Source organism: Weissella sp. DD23 (assembly GCF_001579105.1).
GTDB lineage: Bacteria > Bacillota > Bacilli > Lactobacillales > Lactobacillaceae > Weissella > Weissella cibaria.
Map to the genome: position 1 here is coordinate 58,995 of NZ_KQ970395.1, position 1,705 is coordinate 60,699.

General features: G+C 41.8%; 1 protein-coding gene, 3 tRNA genes and 1 pseudogene. 4 read left to right on the top strand and 1 reads right to left on the bottom strand.

The window, feature by feature from the left end; all coding sequences use genetic code 11:
• Window positions 1-254 (bottom strand): annotated as a pseudogene (locus tag WEIDD23_RS13725) (hypothetical protein); the annotation flags it as partial.
• A 182-nt stretch (window positions 255-436) separates the two neighbouring features.
• Between WEIDD23_RS13725 and WEIDD23_RS08930 the strand changes: the two are divergent.
• The 4 genes from WEIDD23_RS08930 (at window position 437) to WEIDD23_RS08945 (ending at window position 1,534) form a co-directional block, all read left to right on the top strand.
• Window positions 437-508, top strand: a tRNA-Glu gene (locus tag WEIDD23_RS08930).
• A gap of 33 nt (window positions 509-541) precedes the next feature.
• Window positions 542-613, top strand: a tRNA-Glu gene (locus WEIDD23_RS08935).
• A gap of 35 nt (window positions 614-648) precedes the next feature.
• A tRNA-Glu gene (locus WEIDD23_RS08940) sits at window positions 649-720 on the top strand.
• A gap of 199 nt (window positions 721-919) precedes the next feature.
• Window positions 920-1,534 carry an NAD-dependent epimerase/dehydratase family protein gene (locus WEIDD23_RS08945; RefSeq protein WP_010373018.1) on the top strand — a complete coding sequence of 205 codons (615 nt, stop codon included), beginning with the start codon at window positions 920-922 and terminating at the stop codon, window positions 1,532-1,534.
• Window positions 1,535-1,705 lie beyond the last annotated feature (171 nt).

Sequence of the window (1,705 nt, forward strand, 5' to 3'; positions counted from 1 at the left end):
AGCAGTACGCGATGATCAACTTGGACCCCGCGACGTGACGCATCTAACGCAAAAGCAGGTGGTTGCTCCGGCCATAACTTTTTCAAATCTTGTTCTAGCCCCGCCAAAGCTTGGCCAAACCGATAACGGGTCCATCCCATTTCGGCTAAAAGATGTCGAATCGTCACAAAGTCTGCCACTTGACTTGTTAAAAATTGACACAGCCGTAATTTATCCTGATCTTGCTTCTCTAATACCCAACTTGCAGTCATCATACCCCAGTCCCCCAGTCTATGTATCAGTGTACGGAAAGGGGCAGGCCCTCGCAAGGGGAGAGACTTATTGTTCGAAAATGAATTAATTTCGACTTTTTTTGAAATTGGGTGTTGCACGTTATTTTGTCATCTGGTATATTATTATCTGTTGTTAAAAGCAGTACGCGTTTAACGAAGTTCATGGCTCATTGGTCAAGCGGTTAAGACTCCGGTTTTTCACACCGGCATCCAGGGTTCGACTCCCTGATGAGCTATTGCTTTTATCATTAAGCATTCAACAATTTCATGGCTCATTGGTCAAGCGGTTAAGACTCCGGTTTTTCACACCGGCATCCAGGGTTCGACTCCCTGATGAGCTATTTGCCTTCATCGATTAGGCATTCAACAATTTCATGGCTCATTGGTCAAGCGGTTAAGACTCCGGTTTTTCACACCGGCATCCAGGGTTCGACTCCCTGATGAGCTATTTCGAAAGACATCCAGTTTTGGGTGTCTTTTTTGTACCCGACAACAACTATGACCAAGTAAACCTATACTGGCATCACACAAACGTGCGGCGGTTACTTTTTCACAATATTTTTTGTTAGAATGAAAACGAAGAATCGTAGCACATCAAGTAACCTTAACAAATGTAGCCATTATAGCCAAACGAACTTGGAGGGCCTATGAAGATTAAAGTCGTTATTGCCGGCGGTACCGGATTTGTCGGTCAAGGTATTATTCAATTACTATCTCCCGAAAAATTTGAAATACATAGCCTTTCAAGACACAACTATGTGTCACTTCCAACCGATAAAACAATTTACCACAGGGTTGATCTGTCCAACTCATCGGAATTGCAACATATCATTGCAGACGCCGACTGGGTCATAGATGCCGTGGGAATCTTACTGCCCAATCCTATCAAGGGGGTGACTTATAGAAATAGTAGCTATGAACCCGCTAAACACTTAATCAATCAATTAATCAGACAAACAAATACTAATTTTTTATTTGTTTCCGCAAATAGTGGCCCCTTTTTTATGAAACCCTATCTAAACGCAAAGAGAGCGGTGGAAAGACTCATGAAGCAATCATTGCCAGGGCGTGCGTACATTGTCTATCCGGGTATTATTTATGATAAAACACGATTAAGTTCTTTTATTCCCGGCATCCTTTTGTCACATCTGGTAAAAGTGCCTTACTTTAAAAAATTACGTCCGATCAGCAGACAGTCCTTTTCACTAGAAATCCAACGTATCCTTAATGGGCAACATAGTTATTTAGAAGAAAAAATATGATTATTCAGTACAATACTGACAGCGTTACTATTAATCACATCTCAACGAACCAACGTCCGCCGAAATCACTCCTATCTATTGTCAAAATGAGCGAATTAAAAAACTGGTCGGAAGAACTTCGGTGTCATACCGAAATCTTTCCGACCAGTTAGCCATTTTAAATGAAGCTCT

Excerpts from the sequence above, each read along its gene's own strand:
- WEIDD23_RS08945 (WP_010373018.1), top strand. The coding sequence starts at position 920 with ATGAAGATTAAAGTCGTTATTGCCGGCGGTACCGGATTTGTCGGTCAA.